This is a genomic window from Obesumbacterium proteus, assembly GCF_001586165.1.
Lineage (GTDB): Bacteria > Pseudomonadota > Gammaproteobacteria > Enterobacterales > Enterobacteriaceae > Hafnia > Hafnia protea.
The window spans coordinates 389,974-407,267 of the sequence record NZ_CP014608.1 but is presented as its reverse complement, the minus strand read 5'-3'; the positions used below and the strand labels follow the sequence as shown (position 1 = coordinate 407,267).

Genomic DNA, 17,294 nt, shown 5'->3' with positions numbered 1-17,294 from the left:
TGGACTCCGATCCGAGAATTCAGCGGGGAAGGGGTGATGGATTCAAAAAAACCATACCCGTTCCAGCGATTAGGCCGTTTGTGAAATGTGGGACTCTATTTTGCCCATGATGGCATCTGCACGTTTAACCGCGTCGCTGATGTTGACGCGCACGATGGTTTTACCTTGGAATCTTTCCTCGAACTTGATGCCAATGTCTTTGGTTAAGATCACCATATCTGCAGATGCAACGTCTTCGGCCGTTAATTCGTTTTCTAATCCGATGGAACCTTGGGTTTCAACCTTGCATTCCCAGCCTTTGGTTTTTGCTGCGCGTTCTAAGGCTTCAGCCGCCATATAAGTATGGGCGACACCGGATGGGCAAGCGGTTACAGCGATAATCTTTGTCATAATGATGTCCTCAAAGCAGAATTAATTGATTTCAAAATCCAGATCTAAATCGTCTTCTTGATTCTCTGTGTGCTCGGCCTGTTTTTTGGCTGCCAAACTTTTTAATAGATTGACGCACAGCGCGGTGACCACCATGCCAACGGCCAACGCGGCGATATAACCCAGTTTTCCTTCAACGACGGGCAGAACGATAAGTCCTCCCCAGCCGGCGTAGCACTGAGCACCAAACAATGCCGCGGTCACAGCACCGCAGGCGGAGCCGATCATGATGGATGGGATTACCCGTAATGGATCGGCGGCGGCAAAAGGTATGGCGCCTTCGGTGACGCCCACGCAGCCCATGAGCAGCGCGGCTTTACCCGCTTCCTTTTCTTCCGTGTTGTAATATTTGCGGCCAATCAGGGTGGCAAAACCCAACCCAAGAGGCGGAATGGCAATCGCGACGGCGGCAATGGCCACAACGCTATAAACGCCTTGAGCAACGCAGATAAGCATGAAGGCGTAGGCGACTTTGTTGACGGGGCCACCCATATCAAAAGCCAGCATGAGTCCCATGATGACCGCAAGAACGACGATGCTTCCCTGCTGCATACCTTGTAACCAATGGGTCAGGCCTGAGGTGAGCGCACCAACGGGCTCGCCTAATCCCCACATCATGATCCCCGCAGTCAGGAGAGTGCCGATAATTGGAATAACGAAGATAGGCATGACCGAACGTAGGATCTTGGGAACGGGGATCTTCTTGAGATAGAACACGATGATGCCGCCGATAATCCCGGCGATGATGGCCCCGAAAAAGCCCGCACCAAATGAGTTTCCTACCCATGCACCGATGGCACAGGGAGCTAGCGCAGAGCGGTCTGCGATGGAATAACCAATATAAGCAGCCAGAAAAGGCACCATCAGTGTCAGACCGGCAACGCCGATATCAAACAGCTTTTTTAAGTTAGGATCGGTCGCTGCATCGGGCACGGCACCTCTGCCGTATAGCATGACGGAGACAGCAAGCAGAATGCCGCCGGCGACGACAAAAGGAATCATATGCGAGACGCCAGTCATTAAGTGCTGGCGGGTATTTTTAAGTATCTGAACCAACTCTTTCATCGCGTTCTCCAGTACAGAGAGTGAATGCATGGATGGGCCATCAAGGCCGATCTGACTCGAAACTGGACTCCACAATAGGCAATCTAAAGTTCGGCAGACAGTGGAAAAAAATGCCATTTACTGGATATTTGTACGGTGTGGGTGAAAATGAGATCGAGCGCAAATTTATGGTGAATGAATCGAAGAACTTAGCGTCAATTTGCGATGTGAGCGACATCTCACTTTTTGTGGGTGATTACATTTGTCCAGTGTTTGGCATTTTTGTCCCATATCCGCATAGGCTGCACTACTTCTATTCTGTCTAGCATTATCAAGCGTTAGCTCAGGAGAGTGTGCCATGTCGCAAGTGCTGAAATTTACCTGTGAATTGCCGAACGGTGTTCACGCCCGTCCGGCGAGCCATATCGAAACGCTGTGCAATCAGTTCACCGCGAGTATTGAGTGGCTTAATTTACGCACTGGACGAAAAGGGGATGCCAAAAGTGCCTTGGCGCTGATTGGTACTGATACTTTGCACGGTGATGCATGCCATCTCATGATTGAAGGTGCTGATGCCGAGCAGGCATTAGAGCGTCTGTCTTCCTTCATCAAGGATGAATTTCCCCACTGCGATGCGCCTTTGCCACAGATAGCGCAAACGCAGGAGGAAGTTTTACCGCAGTCCTTGACCAATCTAAATCCTAAAATTGTGCGTGCGCGTTCAGTTTGCGGCGGGATTGCGAATGGCATTTTAGTGCATTTGTCTGGCATCGATTTTAATCGTCTGGGTGAGCTGCCAGCGTCACGCGGAGTGGAGGAAGAGCAAAGGGAGCTGGATGCTGGGCTAAGTCGCCTATTGAAGTCTTTGGATCTTCAATTGATGGATGACAGCGGAACGGCCAGCGCGGTTCTCGAGGCGCACCGTTCATTATTAAGTGATAATTCCTTACGTAATAAGCTATTAGAACAGGTTGTTGAAGGTGCTAGCTGTGCCCAAGCTATCGTGGCTGCCGGTGAGTATTTCTGTCAGCAGTTTGCCGCATCGGCCAGTGAATATCTGCAAGAACGCGCGTTAGATGTACGCGATGTGTGCTTCCAGCTGTTGCAGCAAATTTATGGGACTCAACGGTTTCCTTCCCAAATCGCCCTACAGCAAAACAGCATTTGCATGGCTGACGAACTGACGCCAAGTCAGTTTTTAGAGTTGGACAAATCGCTATTGAAAGGACTGCTGTTGAACAGCGGTGGTAGCACATCGCACACGGTTATTTTGGCGCGTTCATTCAATATTCCCACGTTGGTTGGCGTTGGCGCCAATGCCCTTGCAGATTATGTGCAGCAAAACGTGCAGATTGACGGTGATTTAGGGCTGATCGCGCTGGAGATGTCGCCTGAAGTACAACGCTATTATCAGCAAGAAGCGCAGGTACAGGCATGCATTCGTGAACAGCAGCAGGCCTATCTTTCAGCACAGGGGCGCAGCGCAGACGGCGTGCGTTTGGAAGTGGCCGCAAATATTGCCCATTCCATTGAGGCCGCACCGGCGTTTGGTAACGGTGCCGAGTCGGTAGGGTTGTTCCGAACCGAAATGCTGTATATGGATCGTGCCCATGCGCCTTCAGAAAATGAGCTTTACAATATTTATTGCCAAGCGTTAGAGGGAGCGAATGGGCGTAGCATAATTGTGCGAACGATGGATATCGGGGGCGATAAGCCGGTAGAGTATCTTAAGATCCCGGCAGAAAATAACCCGTTCCTTGGCTATCGCGCCGTGCGTATCTATCAGGAATTTATTTCTCTATTCCATACCCAACTGCGCTCGATCCTGCGCGCCTCTGCGCATGGCTCACTCAAGATAATGATCCCAATGATTTCTTCTATGGAGGAGATTTTATGGGTGAAAGATCAACTGGCTGAAGTGAAGCAAAACTTACGCGCTGAACAGATCCCTTTCGATGAAAAGATCCAGCTTGGCATCATGCTAGAAGTGCCGTCGGTGATGTTTATTATCGATCAATGCTGCGAGGAAATTGATTTCTTTAGTATCGGCAGTAACGACCTGACCCAGTATCTGCTTGCCGTCGATCGCGATAATGCCAAAGTGACGAAACACTATAACAGCCTAAACCCTGCCTTCTTACGTGCGCTGGATCATGCCGTGCGTGAAGTGCATCGGCAGGGTAAATGGATTGGGCTATGCGGTGAGCTCGGCGCGAAAGGTTCTGTCCTACCGCTTCTGCTGGGACTAGGGCTGGATGAAATTAGCATGAGCGCCCCTTCCATTCCTGCCACCAAAGCGCGCCTGGCACAGTTAGATAGCCGAGAGTGTCGTTTGTTACTCAACCAAGCAATGGCCTGCCGAACGTCTTTAGAGGTAGAGCATCTGTTGGCGCAATTCAGGATGACGCAGCAAGACGCACCGTTGATTAGCGCAGACTGTATTTCGCTTAGCAATGATTGGCGCAGCAAAGAAGAAGTCATCAAAGGTATGACCGATAACCTGCTGTTGGCGGGACGGTGTCGCTATCCACGCAAGCTGGAAGCAGATCTGTGGGCGAGAGAGGCGGTGTTTTCTACCGGTCTGGGTTTTGGTTTCGCTATTCCACACACCAAATCTGAGCACATTGAGCAGTCCACCATCAGCGTTGCGCGGCTTCCACAGCCTGTGGTTTGGGGAGATGAGGAAGCTCAATACATCATCATGTTAACGCTAAATAAACATGCCGCTGGCGATCAGCATATGCGCATCTTTTCTCGATTGGCGCGCCGCATTATGCATGAAGAGTTTCGCTCGGCATTGGTCGAAGCCAAAGAGGCAACCGATGTGGCTAATTTACTGGCTCGTGAGCTAGATATTTAATCTAAGGAAATAGGCTATGGAACTGTATCTAGATACCGCAGATATTGCAGAAGTAAAACGTTTGGCGCGTATTTTCCCATTGCACGGGGTGACAACTAACCCAAGCATTGTCGCGAAAGGAGGCCAACCGGTTTGGGAGGTTTTGCCGCAGCTCAGAGAGGCTCTCGGTGGCGATGGCATTTTATTTGCGCAGGTGATGGGGCGGAATGCTGAGCAGATGGTTTTAGAAGCGACACAGTTTACGGAGCGAAATTCTGGGCTGGTGGTGAAGATCCCTGTAACGCAGGAAGGTCTGGCGGCCATTAAGCAACTGAAGGCATTAGGTATCCCAACGCTGGGCACCGCGGTTTATAGCGCCGCACAAGGATTATTGGCTGCGCTAGCGGGCGCTGATTACGTCGCACCTTATGTGAATCGCATTGATGCACAGGGCGGTGACGGAATTAAAACGGTGCAGGAACTTCAGTCGCTGTTAGAGATGCATGCTCCGCACGCCAAAGTGCTAGCGGCCAGTTTTAAAACACCGCGTCAGGCCTTAGATTGCTTATTAGTGGGTTGTGAAGCGATAACGCTGCCGCTGGATGTGGCGCAGCAATTCTTGGCTTCCCCAGCCGTGGATGCGGCGGTGGATAAATTTGAACAGGACTGGCAAGGGGCGTTTGGTTGTTTGTCGCTTTGATAACGACATAATGGCGGGGTGAGTCTTAAATTTTGGACTCATTCCGCCAATCCATCGCGGGCTTCGAGTAAAGGGTATGGCTAAAAATATCGCTGACTAATGGGATGCAAGTTCTCGGAAGAATTCGGGATTAGCCTGAATAGTTGCCAACACTTTTGCAGCCAGACCGGTTGGGTTACGCCTTTTCGTTTCCCAACTTTTGATGGTATCGACGCTGGTTCCCAGTGCTTTTGCCATTTCGCTTTGCGAAACGTTAAGTTGTTCTCTTATCGCCTTTACATCAGCGATAGCATAGTGGGTAACCCGAGCAGGGGCTTTAAGGCCATTTTTAATATCGACAGCCTCCTCAAGAGAGGTTTTCAGGTCGTCAAAAAAACTCATATCACACCTCATCTTTTAGCAATTTCGTTAGTTTCTTCAACTCTGATTTTTCTGTATCGGTCAGGCTGTCTTTGGTGCTTTTGGGATAGGCCATGACCAGATAAATAATATCTTCAGTCGCTAGAAAGTAAATCACACGAGCACTACCGCTTTTTCCCTGTGAGCCAGCCGCCATTCTGATCTTTCGTAGGCCGCCTGTTTTCTGTATCAGGTCGCCTTTGCTTGGAGAGCTAATCAGTTCTTTTTGGAGCTCTGTTAATTCATCATCCGTGGCAATCTGCTTGATTTGCCGCGTAAACATCGATGTTTCAATAAACTCTAGCGCGTGGCTCACGGAGTCTGTTCCTTTATAGGAGTACATAGTACACCCATGAATGTACTATGTACACTTTGACCAAAGTGATTCAGCCATAGGGTGGCGAACAATAAGCGTATCGTTCATGGCACTAAAAATAAGTGAGTAGAGATAGCTTGGAAAAGTGACTTGGTGACGAAGATTAGGCGCGTAGGCCAACAATGAAAAATGATTTTTTCCACTTTGGTAAGGATATGCGAGCAGCATTCCAGCGACATTTTGAAAGGGCTATTTTTGGATCAAAAAAGGGAGGCTTTCGCCTCCCTTTCAAATTGGAAATCTACCGACTACAGCAGGCGACGAGCGGCCTCAACGACGATTTTCACCGCGTGAGATTCTGTTTTCTTCATCGTTTCTGCATTTGGAATTTCTTGCTGGGTGCGGTTGACGATAACGCCCGCAACCATACCTGCACGCAGGCCTTGGCTTGCACACATGGTCAGCAAAGTCGCTGATTCCATCTCGAAGTTCATCACGCCCATTTCCTGCCACTCTTTCATTGAGCCTTTGAAACGGCTCACTACGCGGCCAGAGAAGGTGTCGTAGCGCTCTTGACCCGGATAGAAGGTGTCAGAAGAGGCGGTTACGCCGATGTGGGTGGTTGCGCCAACGGCCTTAGCGGCGTCTACCAGAGCGGTTGTACAGGTAAAGTCAGCAACGGCTGGGAATTCCATTGGGGCAAAGTGCAGGCTCGCACCATCTAAACGCACGGAACCGGTGGTGACCAAGACATCGCCCACGTTGATGTGTGGCTGAATTGCGCCAGTGGTACCTACGCGCAGGAAGGTACGAATACCCAGCTGTGCCAGTTCTTCAACGGCGATAGAGGTGGATGGGCCGCCAATACCGGTTGAGCAAACGATGACAGATTTGCCGTCTAGCTCTGCTCGCCAAGACGTGAATTCACGATGCGAGGCCAGCTTAACTGGGTTATCCATCAAATTGGCAATTTTTTCTACGCGCTCAGGATCACCAGGAACGATAGCCAAGGTTGCGCCTTTCAGATCGCTTTTTACGAGGCCAAGGTGGAAAACATCAGACTTAGACATACGGACTCCTCTGTCATTGCTATAAGTTGTAAGGAGGAACAAAAACGCACTCTACTGAAATTCATCGGCTAAATGCGTGACTCAAATCACTACGTATGAAGAAACAATAACAAGAACGACAAATAATTGTGATTGAAATCACATAAGGTGGCGAGTTAGCCGTTTTTTTCACCGCCAACAGTGTGGCATGCCTATTTTGTGTTCGCCAGCTAAGCGGCCATTTGGTGGGTGATAATGTGTTGTCTTGGCTTTCCAGCAGATTGTTTATACCCGTCAGGCACGAAGCTGCATCGACGTTCGCTGCGAGCGCTTATCGTCGCGATGTAACGCCAAATATTTAGGGTTTGCTTCTCAAGCAAACAAATTATTGCTATTTATACTTAACATTCTTGCAATATATTCAGACAGGGAGCTTTACATGAAGACTGAAGATCTCATCACATTGGTAAACTCGCCATCTACGTTCTCCCCCGCTGCGGGCACGATTGCCCAGACTACCGTTCATACCGATAATGAAGGTTTGCATGCTGGCTTTACCACGATCCCTTCTCAGGGAGACGATCTTCCTGCTTATTTAGCTAAACCCCTGCATGCTGATGGCCCGCTGCCGATTGTGCTGGTCGTGCAGGAGATATTCGGTGTGCATGAGCATATTCAAGATGTCTGCCGCCGTTTAGCCAAACAGGGCTATTTGGCTATCGCGCCCGAGCTGTATTTTCGTCAGGGAGAAGCCAGTGATTACACTGATATTCCAACGCTATTTCAAAATCTCGTCAGCAAAGTGCCAGACAAACAGGTGTTGGGTGATTTAGACCACGCGGCACATTGGGCGGCTCGTCACGGTGGTGATGCTAGTCGTCTGTATATCACTGGATTCTGCTGGGGTGGGCGTATTACGTGGCTATATGGCGCGCATAATCCACAGCTTAAAGCGGGGGTTGCGTGGTACGGACGCTTTGTGGGAGACAAAACGCTAACGTCGCCTAAGCATCCTGTAGACGTTGCCGCAGAGCTCAGCGCGCCGATGTTAGGGCTATACGGTGGTTTGGATGACAGTATTCCGCAAGAAACGGTGGAAACTATGCGCCAATCGCTACGTGCAGCTAATGCAACGGCGGAGATTATTGTTTACCCACAGGCGGGTCACGCCTTTTATGCCGACTATCGCCCAAGCTACAACGCTGAGGCGGCAAAAGACGGGTGGGAGCGTATGTTGGCATGGTTTGCAGCCTATGGTGGTGTGAATAAGCCTGAGTAATCTGTTGGCTTTTGGGATTCAGTGCGGCGGGGTTTTACCGTTTTTCACTGAATCTGATAAGGTGGGAGTGATAATCTAAAATAATAAGAGGTCATGATGACAGCCACTATTTTTTTGCATCCCTCCTTGGCCCCATTGGAAGGCGGCGTTAATTTCCGTGACATGGGCGGCTATCTGGCTGCCGATGGACGTCGGGTTAAACGTGGTAAGTTGTTCCGTTCGGGCGCGTTAGATCGCCTTACGGACAAAGATTTGAGCTACCTGCAAGATGTACCAATTAAAAATATCCTCGACTATCGCGATGCCGATGAAGTGTCTAACAAGCCTGATGTGCTGTGGGATGCGGTGCGCTATATCAATTTGCCCGCCAATCCGCTGAGTACCGAGGTGAATGCCAATCTGGAGAAACTGACCAGTGAGGCGTTGGAATCTTTTGATGCAAACGCGTTTATGCTGGAGCTCTATCGCCGTTTACCTTTCAGCAACCATGCTTATCAGCTGTTAAGCACCTTGCTGCAAAGCGGTGAGGAAGGCGCGATTGTGCAGCACTGTGCGGTAGGTAAAGATAGAACGGGCGTGGGCTCCGCGTTGGTGCTGTTTGCCTTAGGCGCCGATGAAGCAACGGTGATGGAAGATTATCTGTTAACTGAAACTACGCTAGCGCCGTTCCGCAGCCAAATGCTGGATTACCTGTCTATCAAATTGAACGAAAAAGCGCTGGGGCAATTTTCTCACGTCTTGTCTGCTCGTGAGGAATTTTTGGTGACGGCATTGGATGCGATCAAAGAGAAATACAGCACGGTTGATCGCTGGCTGGAACAAGAATATGGGCTAAATATGCAGGTGAGATCACAACTTCAGCAACAGTTCCTTGAGCCGTAAATCTTCGATTTTTAAAGCAAGTGGAGCCTTTCGGCTCCACTCAATCCATTTTTCATACCGCTTACGTAACCAAAACGCCGCTTAACCAAATTCAACCCTCTCCACAAATAGCCCTCCAGTATGTTAGCGCCTGAGAAATCCTCAGGAGATAATAACTATGCAACACGCAATTACATTCGTTATTGCTACGCTGTGTATCCTTACGATCTGCTACCGTTTATACGGTATCTTTTTCGTAAAAAAGGTACTGCGTGCAGATGATAACGAAGTGACTCCATCACATACCTTTGAAGACGGGAAAGATTACGTACCTACCAAAAAATGGGTTAACTTTGGTAGTCACTTTGCGGCTATCGCCGCGGCGGGACCTTTGGTTGGTCCGGTTCTGGCGGCGCAGTTCGGCTATCTGCCGAGCTTCCTCTGGCTGCTGATCGGCTGTGTGGTCGGCGGTGCGGTGCATGATACCGTGGTGCTGTTCGCTTCCATGAAACACCAGGGTAAATCCCTATCTGAAGTGGCTAAATCTGAACTGGGGCCGATTGCTGGCTGGTGTACCGGTTTAGCCATGCTGTTCATCATCACGATTACCATGGCAGGTTTGTCGATGGTGGTGGTGCATGCGCTGGAACGTAACCCTTGGGGGACTTTCGCCGTATTCATGACCATTCCTATCGCGATTGGCGTAGGTCTATGGGAACGTGTGACCGGCAGCATGAAGGGCGCAACTTACGTGGGTATCGCAGCTATTATGGCCTGCGTATTCTTCGGCCCGCATATTCAAAATACGACTTTTGGCGAGTGGTTGACGTTTAAAGCCACGACCGTAAGCCTGTTGCTGCCTGCCTATGCATTCTTTGCAACGGCGTTACCGGTATGGATGCTGTTGACGCCACGCGGTTACCTTTCTAGCTTTATGAAAATCGGCGTGTTTGGCGCGTTGGTTATCGGCGTTATCTTCATTAACCCAGAAATCCAGTTCCCTGCGGTGACTCAGTTCATCCACGGCGGTGGCCCGGTTCTGGCTGGTCCAGTGTGGCCGTTCATCTCTATCACCATCGCCTGTGGCGCAATCTCTGGTTTCCATGCGTTTATCGGTTCTGGTACTACGCCAAAACAGATCGACAAATGGAGCGATATCCTGCCGGTTGGTTTTGGTGCGATGCTGGCAGAGTGTGTGGTTGGCGTGATGGCGCTGATTGCAGCAACTTCTCTGCATCCTGCTGACTACTTTGCGATTAACTCCAGCGCAGAAGCGTGGGCTGGGTTAGGCATGGAAGTGGTTCACTTGCCTAAACTGAGCGAAGAGATTGGTTTGGATCTCTATGGCCGTACCGGCGGTGCCGTTACGCTGGCGGTGGGTATGACGGATATCTTTATCCGTGTGCCATGGTTTAGCAATTTGGCTTCTTACTTCTTCCAGTTCGTCATCATGTTTGAAGCGGTATTTATTCTGACCGCGGTTGACTCCGGTACTCGCGTAGCACGTTACCTGCTGCAAGATTTCTTGGGTGACCCGTGGGCTCCGCTGAAACGTACTGACTGGCTGCCAGGCTCAATCTTCTGCTCTATCATCGCCTGTGCGTTGTGGGGCTACCTGCTGAACTCCGGTGATATTAACTCGGTGTGGGCGTTGTTTGGTGTATCCAACCAGTTGATGGCTTCTGTGGGTCTGATTATCGGTGCAACGATTATCCTGCGCTTGGCGACCAAACGCGTGTATATGCTGACCTGCGTTATCCCGTTAGCGTACCTGTTCGTAACCGTAAACTATGCCGGTTACTGGATGATTAAAAACGTCTATTTCAACTCTGCGGCGAAAGGTTACAACATCTTCAACGGCACCATCTCAATCATCATGATGGTGTTGGGTGTGATTATCCTGATCTCTGCTCTGCGTAAATGGCGTGAACTGTGGTCTGTACGTGGCAAAGAGCTGCGTGCTGAACAGACGACCGCAACAGCATAAATCATTAAGTTTGACTACTATCTAAACGGCCGATTTATCGGCCGTTTATTTTTGGTTAATCCACAACGCCGCTTTGATGCCGTATCCTGCCAAGACAACCCTATTCAAGAGAACGACGCCGTGACGTTAGATAGCATTATTCAGGTCGTGGTTGAATTTGTGCGTAACCATGAACATTGGGCTATTCCGATTGTTTTCTTTTTAGCTTTCGGCGAGTCGCTGGCATTTTTGTCACTGTTATTACCTGCAACGGTGATTTTGCTTGGGCTAGGTGCGCTCGTCGGAGAAAGCGGGATCGCATTCTGGCCGCTGTGGATTGCCGCGAGCGTCGGCGCTTTTATGGGCGATTGGGTCTCATACTGGTTTGGCGATCGCTATCAGCATCAGGTTGAGCACATGTGGCCGCTTTCTCGTCATCCGCATTTGATGGTACGCGGGCATGCATTCTTTGAACGCTGGGGAACATGGGGCGTATTTATTGGCCGATTTTTTGGCCCACTGCGTGCTGTTGTTCCGCTGGTGGCGGGGATTTGTGGGATGCCGAAGCGGTATTTCCAACTGGCAAATTTACTCTCGGCCATCCTGTGGGGATTTGCCATGCTGGCTCCCGGCGCTTTTGGCATTCAATGGTTAAACGGCTGGCTTGACTGAGTTTCGCTACGTTTCATAGCACTTTGCGCGCTGTCTCGCAGACTTTGCTTACTCGCTCTGGACATCCATACAGTATATTATTACCGTGACGTTCAGAAAAAGTCATCAAGGCGGAGGCAGGGTGGATTCCAGCATATTTTATGGTTTAGCGGGCGGCGTTGTTGGTCTGCTACTGGGTTGGTTACTGGCAAGTTTGCGTATGCAACAGCATCGATTGACGCTGGAAGGCGACTTGCGCCTGCATCAGCAGGAAATTTCGCAGTATCAGCAAGAACAGCAGACGCTGATTCAGCAACGCCAGCAACAAGAGCAACAGGTGCGAGAGAAAGAACAAGAACTACGCACGTTATATAGCCAATATGCAGCGACGCAGGAGAAGCTAAACCAACAGTCGATCTGGCGTGATGAATATGAACAACTGAATCAAGAACTTCGCGCTCTGCGTGAAGTTAATAGCGCGCAGGAAGCCGAACTGCGCGAGGTGACGATTCGCCTAGAAGAAACTCGACTGGGGGCTGAAGAAAAGCAGCGCTTGCTGATTAATAGCGAGCAGCGCCTGAGTGCCCAGTTCGAAAATCTCGCTAACCGCATTTTTGAGCAGAGTGGAAAGCGCGTTGAAGAACAGAATCGCCAAAGCCTGAATGGCTTGCTAAGCCCGTTGCGCGAACAGCTCGATGGCTTTCGTCGTCAGGTGCAAGAGAGCTTTGGACAAGAATCGCGAGAGCGACATACGCTAGCTCATGAAATTCGTAATCTCCAGCAGTTGAATGCGCAAATGGCGCGTGAGGCCGTCAACCTGACTAAGGCCTTGAAAGGAGATAACAAAACGCAGGGTAACTGGGGAGAGGTGGTACTCAGCCGCGTTTTAGAGGCCTCGGGTCTGCGTGAAGGATATGAATATCAAACGCAGGTGAGTGTGCAGGTTGGTGCAAATAACCGCATGCAGCCAGATGTGATTGTGCGTCTTCCACAGGGTAAAGACGTGGTGGTTGATGCCAAGATGTCGCTGGTGGCTTATGAACGCTACTTTAATGCTGAAGATGATGCGGTGCGGGAGTTAGCGCTGCAAGAACATGTCGCTTCGGTTAAAGGACATATTCGCCAGCTAGGTCGTAAAGATTATCAGCAGCTGCCCGGATTGCGCTCGCTGGATTATGTTTTGATGTTTATCCCCGTTGAGCCTGCATTTTTGGCAGCGATTGATCGCGAACCTGAGCTGATTAGCGAAGCATTAAGGCATAACATCATGCTGGTTAGTCCGACGACCTTATTAGTTGCATTGCGCACTATCAGCAATTTATGGCGCTATGAACATCAAAGCCAAAATGCGCAGAAGATCGCCGATCGTGCATCGAAGCTATACGATAAAATGCGCTTATTCGTCGATGATATGGAATCTCTGGGACAGAGTCTGGATAAATCACAGGCAAGTTATCGTCAGGCAATGAACAAACTGGCGCAAGGCCGTGGTAATCTGATAGGACAAGTCGAGAGTTTCCGTACTCTGGGAGTGGAAGTGAAACGGCCAATTAGCCCTTCACTTGCTGAAGAAGCCCGACTGGAAAATGAACCCGAAGATGAGGAGTTTGCTGAACCTGCGGATTACGCTGCCCAGCAACCTGCCATAAGAGTCGCAAACGGACTCGATGATTAACACTGCTCCTTGCTTCGACTAGGCCGAGCACTGTTCGCACCACCGAGCAGTGCTTAATCGCGTAGATTCACAATCAATCAGATTAAAAGCAGGCTAAGAAAAAATGGTAGATCAAACGCCGGAAACCACTCATTTCGGTTTCAAAACCGTCGCCACCACTGAAAAAGCGAGCAAAGTTGCTCAGGTATTCCACTCCGTTGCGGCAAAGTACGACTTGATGAATGATCTCATGTCATTTGGCATCCATCGGGTTTGGAAGCGTTTTACCATTGATTGCAGCGGCGTTCGTCGTGGGCAAAAGGTGCTTGATCTTGCCGGTGGTACGGGCGATTTGGCTGCGAAATTTTCACGCATTGTGGGCGAGCAGGGCGAAGTTGTTCTAGCGGATATCAACGATTCCATGTTGAAGATTGGTCGCGAAAAACTGCGCAATCTGGGCGTAATTGGCAATATCAACTACGTTCAAGCGAACGCTGAAGCGCTGCCGTTCCCTGATAACCATTTTGACTGCATTACCATTGCCTTTGGCCTGCGTAACGTAACCGATAAAGATAAAGCGCTGCGTTCTATGTATCGTGTGTTGAAGCCGGGTGGACGCTTGCTGGTGCTGGAATTCTCTAAGCCGTTACTTGAGCCGCTGAATAAAGCTTATGATGCTTATTCATTCCACATCTTGCCAAAAATTGGCGAGCTGGTTGCGCATGATTCTGAAAGCTATCGTTATTTGGCAGAATCTATCCGTATGCACCCCGATCAAGAAACGCTGAAATCCATGATGGATGACGCAGGTTTTGAAAACACCACGTATTTCAACTTAACCGGTGGGATTGTTGCTCTACATCGTGGTTACAAGTTTTAACTGAAGGATCGCTATGCTGACCCCATTGCTAAACCCATTATTGACTGGTGCGATTGAAACGGCGCTCAACCGAATCTTGTACCGCGATCGGGCGCTAAACAGCGCTCGTCAGCGCCTGACAGGTAAAGTGCTGGGTGTTTTCGTTAAGGAAATAAACTCACCGCTCTATTTGGTTTTTAGTGAGAGTCGCTTGGATGTTTTAGGCGCATGGGAAGACAACACGGATTGTAGCGTCACGACGAGGCTATCCGTGTTGCCTGAACTGCGCGATCGTCAGCAACTGACTGCGCTTATTCGTTCCGGTGATTTAAATGTAGAAGGCGATATTCAGGTTGTGCAACAGTTCATTGGTCTGTTGGATTTAGCTGAATGGGATCCTGCTGAGCTGCTAGCGCCGTATACGGGCGATATTGTTGCTGAGGGGATGAGCCAATTTTTGCGTAAAAGCGCTGGGTTTATTGCCACGGGCTGTAAACGCCAGCAGCAGTATATTGGCCAAGCGATGACCGAAGAGTGGCGTGTGGCTCCGGGCGCATTGGAAGCGGCGTGGTTTAACGAAGAGGTTGATGCCGTCAATCGTCAGATGGAAAGTCTGGATAAGCGACTTTCTCAGCTTGAGGACAAGGTATGACGCCAACGGAACTGTGCCGCTTTTATTTGATTGTTCGTGTGTTTCTCACATACGGTCTTGATGAACTGATCCCGAAAATGCGCATTACCTTGCCGCTGCGCATGGGCAGGCATTTGTTGTTCTGGATGCGTAACAAGCACAAAGACAAACCTCTCGGTGAACGCCTGCGTTTAGCATTACAGGAGTTAGGGCCGGTTTGGATTAAGTTTGGCCAGATGATGTCAACCCGACGCGATCTGTTCCCGCCGATGATCGCCGATCAGCTGGCTCTGCTTCAGGATCGCGTAGCGCCTTTTGATGGTGCTCTGGCTCGTAAGCAAATTGAAGATTCAATGGGCGGCCCACTTGAGCAATGGTTTGATGATTTCGACCAAAATGCACTGGCTTCGGCTTCTATCGCTCAGGTTCATACGGCTAAATTAAAAGAGAACGGCCGAGAGATCGTTCTGAAAGTGATTCGCCCCGATATTCTGCCCATTATCAAAGCTGACGTGCGCCTGATGTACCGTTTTGCGGGTTGGGTGCCGAAGTTGATGCCTGATGGACGTCGCTTACGCCCGCGTGAAGTGGTGCGTGAATACGAAAAAACGCTATTGGATGAGCTCAATTTGCTGCGAGAAGCTGCGAACGCCATTCAGCTTCGTCGTAATTTCGAAGACAGCCCAATGCTGTATGTTCCCGAGATTTACTCTGATTACTGCCGTGAAAGCGTGTTGGTAATGGAACGAATCTACGGTATTCCGGTGTCTGACTTGCCTGCTTTACATGCGCAAAATATCAATATGAAACTGTTGGCAGAGCGCGGCGTGCAGGTCTTCTTTACTCAGGTATTCCGCGATAGTTTCTTCCATGCGGACATGCACCCCGGCAACATTTTTGTCAGCTACGAACACCCAGAAAATCCGCAGTATATCGGTATCGACTGTGGCATCGTGGGCAGCTTAAACAAAGACGATAAACGCTATCTGGCAGAGAACTTTATTGCGTTCTTCAATCGTGATTATCGTAAGGTAGCAGAACTACACGTTGATTCTGGCTGGGTTCCGCGTGATACCAACATTGAAGATTTTGAGTTTGCTATTCGCACGGTGTGTGAGCCTATTTTCGAAAAGCCACTGGCCGAAATCTCGTTTGGTCATGTGCTGTTAAATCTGTTCAATACTGCGCGACGCTTCAACATGGAAGTGCAGCCACAGCTGGTTCTCTTGCAAAAAACGCTGCTGTATGTGGAAGGATTGGGGCGTCAGCTTTATCCGCAGCTAGATCTGTGGACGACGGCTAAGCCTTTCTTGGAAACATGGCTGCGCGATCAGGTGGGTATACCTGCGATTATTCGTTCTTTGAAAGAGAAAGCCCCGTTCTGGGCTGAAAAGCTGCCGGAACTGCCAGAGCTCTTTTATGACAGTCTGCAACAGCATAAAGCCTTGCAGCAGAGCGTCGATCGCCTATTCACACAGCTCGATAAACAACGCAATCGCCATGGCCGTTCACGATATTTGTTTGGGATTGGCGCTACACTATTACTGAGTGGTACGATTTTGGTTGCCGCGAAAATTGCAGTCTGGCCAGTTTGGGTTATTGCTGGCGGATGTGTCGCTTGGATTGCTGGATGGCGTTATACCCGCCAGTAGATACCCAAAACGAGTAATTCATCGTTCCTAGCGCATACTTTTGGTTAATTGTTATTGGTTAGTAGTTCAATATTTCTGCGTGACTACCGTATAATGCGGCGCACGAATAACCCCTATCAATAGAGGTGATTAAAATGGGTGGTATCAGTATTTGGCAGTTGTTGATTATTGCAGTGATCGTAGTACTGCTGTTTGGTACTAACAAGCTGCGTACTCTGGGTTCCGATCTTGGTGCGTCAATCAAGGGTTTCAAAAAGGCGATTGGTGATGAAGATAAAACTCCACCGTCGGCTAACACAAACAACACTGCGGCTCCGCAGGATGCAGACTTTAAGTCTCTGTCCGAGCAGCAGCCTGAAGTGAAGAAAGAAGAATCTAAGAGCCAGAACAAAGAGCAGGTGTAAGCCGTGTTTGACATCGGGTTTGGTGAGCTGCTGCTGGTAATGGTGATAGGTCTAGTTGTACTAGGCCCTGAACGTTTACCTGTTGCAGTGCGAACGGTTGCCGGATGGATTAGGGCGCTGCGATCTCTTGCGGCCTCTGTTCAGAACGAGCTGTCGCAGGAGTTAAAGCTTCAGGAGCTACAGGATAGTTTGAAGAAAGCCGAAAGCGCTGGTCTTCAGAATCTGACCCCTGAACTAAAAGCCTCAATGGATGAGCTAAAAGAAGCCGCAGAGTCAATGAAGCGCAGTTATCAGACTCAGGTTGCTGAGCCTGTTGCACAGGCTGCTGAAACCATCCATAAACCGGATGTGACAGACCCTGAAGCGTTTCACGACGAAGTCGATGCAGGCTTAAGAGAAGATGAGCGCAAGCGTGCCGAAGCCGTTAAGGTGGAAGCAACCAATGCAACATCGGCTGAGCCGGTAGCCACAGAGGACGCTTTGGTCGATGCTGAAAAACCAGCAGCGAAAATGCCAGAGCAGCCTGTTCCCTCTCACTCTACAACAAGCGATCGTTAAAGC

The 17,294-nt window shown here is 49.8% G+C and carries 17 protein-coding genes; 12 read left to right on the top strand and 5 right to left on the bottom strand.

Annotated features, from left to right (window positions below; all coding sequences use genetic code 11):
- Positions 1-69: 69 nt before the first annotated feature.
- Entirely contained in the window at positions 70-390 is a 321-nt protein-coding gene (locus DSM2777_RS02000) for a PTS fructose-like transporter subunit IIB (RefSeq protein ID WP_025802206.1), read from the bottom strand.
- A 21-nt stretch (positions 391-411) separates the two neighbouring features.
- Positions 412-1,494, bottom strand: a complete 1,083-nt coding sequence (locus DSM2777_RS01995; RefSeq protein WP_061553043.1) for a PTS fructose transporter subunit EIIC — start codon at positions 1,492-1,494, stop codon at positions 412-414.
- Positions 1,495-1,831: 337 nt separating this feature from the next.
- Here DSM2777_RS01995 and ptsP point away from each other — a divergent pair, with 337 nt between their 5' ends.
- Complete coding sequence (gene ptsP / locus DSM2777_RS01985; protein ID WP_061553041.1) at positions 1,832-4,333, top strand: phosphoenolpyruvate--protein phosphotransferase; 2,502 nt, start codon at positions 1,832-1,834, stop codon at positions 4,331-4,333.
- Between the two features lie 16 nt (positions 4,334-4,349).
- On the top strand, positions 4,350-5,012 hold the full coding sequence (gene fsa, locus DSM2777_RS01980; protein ID WP_061553040.1) for a fructose-6-phosphate aldolase: 663 nt from the start codon (positions 4,350-4,352) through the stop codon (positions 5,010-5,012).
- A gap of 96 nt (positions 5,013-5,108) precedes the next feature.
- Here the strand turns inward: fsa and nadS are convergent, their stop codons facing one another.
- The 3 genes from nadS to udp all read right to left on the bottom strand — a co-directional run bounded on the left by nadS (position 5,109) and on the right by udp (position 6,797).
- Complete coding sequence (gene nadS, locus DSM2777_RS01975; RefSeq protein WP_061553039.1) at positions 5,109-5,393, bottom strand: NadS family protein; 285 nt, start codon at positions 5,391-5,393, stop codon at positions 5,109-5,111.
- 1 nt (position 5,394) lies between these two features.
- Positions 5,395-5,727: a type II toxin-antitoxin system RelE/ParE family toxin gene (locus tag DSM2777_RS01970; RefSeq protein ID WP_061553038.1), complete on the bottom strand. Its 333-nt coding sequence runs from the start codon at positions 5,725-5,727 to the stop codon at positions 5,395-5,397.
- Positions 5,728-6,035: 308 nt separating this feature from the next.
- Positions 6,036-6,797 (bottom strand): uridine phosphorylase, encoded by a 762-nt coding sequence (udp, locus tag DSM2777_RS01965; RefSeq protein WP_025802213.1) that lies wholly within the window; start codon positions 6,795-6,797, stop codon positions 6,036-6,038.
- Positions 6,798-7,215: 418 nt separating this feature from the next.
- Between udp and DSM2777_RS01960 the strand changes: the two genes are divergently transcribed.
- From DSM2777_RS01960 to tatB, 10 genes are all read left to right on the top strand, one after another.
- The gene (locus DSM2777_RS01960) at positions 7,216-8,055 is read left to right on the top strand and encodes a dienelactone hydrolase family protein (protein WP_061553037.1); all 840 of its coding nucleotides are present in this window, start codon (positions 7,216-7,218) and stop codon (positions 8,053-8,055) included.
- 96 nt (positions 8,056-8,151) lie between these two features.
- Entirely contained in the window at positions 8,152-8,937 is a 786-nt protein-coding gene (locus tag DSM2777_RS01955; protein WP_040047274.1) for a tyrosine-protein phosphatase, read from the top strand.
- A gap of 157 nt (positions 8,938-9,094) precedes the next feature.
- A complete protein-coding gene (locus DSM2777_RS01950) occupies positions 9,095-10,903 on the top strand; it encodes a carbon starvation CstA family protein (protein ID WP_061553036.1) in 1,809 nt (602 codons plus the stop codon).
- Between the two features lie 120 nt (positions 10,904-11,023).
- The gene (locus tag DSM2777_RS01945) at positions 11,024-11,554 is read left to right on the top strand and encodes a DedA family protein (protein ID WP_043490314.1); all 531 of its coding nucleotides are present in this window, start codon (positions 11,024-11,026) and stop codon (positions 11,552-11,554) included.
- Positions 11,555-11,675: 121 nt separating this feature from the next.
- Positions 11,676-13,208 carry a DNA recombination protein RmuC gene (gene rmuC / locus DSM2777_RS01940; RefSeq protein ID WP_046459669.1) on the top strand — a complete coding sequence of 511 codons (1,533 nt, stop codon included), beginning with the start codon at positions 11,676-11,678 and terminating at the stop codon, positions 13,206-13,208.
- Between the two features lie 103 nt (positions 13,209-13,311).
- Positions 13,312-14,067: a bifunctional demethylmenaquinone methyltransferase/2-methoxy-6-polyprenyl-1,4-benzoquinol methylase UbiE gene (gene ubiE, locus DSM2777_RS01935; protein ID WP_040047270.1), complete on the top strand. Its 756-nt coding sequence runs from the start codon at positions 13,312-13,314 to the stop codon at positions 14,065-14,067.
- A 13-nt stretch (positions 14,068-14,080) separates the two neighbouring features.
- Positions 14,081-14,698: a ubiquinone biosynthesis protein UbiJ gene (gene ubiJ / locus DSM2777_RS01930; protein ID WP_046459668.1), complete on the top strand. Its 618-nt coding sequence runs from the start codon at positions 14,081-14,083 to the stop codon at positions 14,696-14,698.
- Positions 14,695-16,329, top strand: coding sequence for a ubiquinone biosynthesis regulatory protein kinase UbiB (ubiB, locus tag DSM2777_RS01925; protein ID WP_061553035.1), 1,635 nt, complete (start codon positions 14,695-14,697; stop codon positions 16,327-16,329). Before ubiJ ends, ubiB begins: the two co-directional genes overlap by 4 nt.
- A gap of 134 nt (positions 16,330-16,463) precedes the next feature.
- Positions 16,464-16,733, top strand: a complete 270-nt coding sequence (gene tatA / locus DSM2777_RS01920; RefSeq protein ID WP_025802230.1) for a Sec-independent protein translocase subunit TatA — start codon at positions 16,464-16,466, stop codon at positions 16,731-16,733.
- Positions 16,734-16,736: 3 nt separating this feature from the next.
- Positions 16,737-17,291 (top strand): Sec-independent protein translocase protein TatB, encoded by a 555-nt coding sequence (gene tatB, locus DSM2777_RS01915; protein ID WP_046459666.1) that lies wholly within the window; start codon positions 16,737-16,739, stop codon positions 17,289-17,291.
- Positions 17,292-17,294 lie beyond the last annotated feature (3 nt).

Coding starts and splice junctions, on each gene's coding strand:
- DSM2777_RS02000 (WP_025802206.1), bottom strand. CDS start 390: ATGACAAAGATTATCGCTGTAACCGCTTGCCCATCCGGTGTCGCCCAT.
- DSM2777_RS01995 (WP_061553043.1), bottom strand. CDS start 1,494: ATGAAAGAGTTGGTTCAGATACTTAAAAATACCCGCCAGCACTTAATG.
- ptsP (WP_061553041.1), top strand. CDS start 1,832: ATGTCGCAAGTGCTGAAATTTACCTGTGAATTGCCGAACGGTGTTCAC.
- fsa (WP_061553040.1), top strand. CDS start 4,350: ATGGAACTGTATCTAGATACCGCAGATATTGCAGAAGTAAAACGTTTG.
- nadS (WP_061553039.1), bottom strand. CDS start 5,393: ATGAGTTTTTTTGACGACCTGAAAACCTCTCTTGAGGAGGCTGTCGAT.
- udp (WP_025802213.1), bottom strand. CDS start 6,797: ATGTCTAAGTCTGATGTTTTCCACCTTGGCCTCGTAAAAAGCGATCTG.
- DSM2777_RS01960 (WP_061553037.1), top strand. CDS start 7,216: ATGAAGACTGAAGATCTCATCACATTGGTAAACTCGCCATCTACGTTC.
- DSM2777_RS01955 (WP_040047274.1), top strand. CDS start 8,152: ATGACAGCCACTATTTTTTTGCATCCCTCCTTGGCCCCATTGGAAGGC.
- DSM2777_RS01950 (WP_061553036.1), top strand. CDS start 9,095: ATGCAACACGCAATTACATTCGTTATTGCTACGCTGTGTATCCTTACG.
- ubiE (WP_040047270.1), top strand. CDS start 13,312: ATGGTAGATCAAACGCCGGAAACCACTCATTTCGGTTTCAAAACCGTC.
- ubiJ (WP_046459668.1), top strand. CDS start 14,081: ATGCTGACCCCATTGCTAAACCCATTATTGACTGGTGCGATTGAAACG.
- ubiB (WP_061553035.1), top strand. CDS start 14,695: ATGACGCCAACGGAACTGTGCCGCTTTTATTTGATTGTTCGTGTGTTT.
- tatA (WP_025802230.1), top strand. CDS start 16,464: ATGGGTGGTATCAGTATTTGGCAGTTGTTGATTATTGCAGTGATCGTA.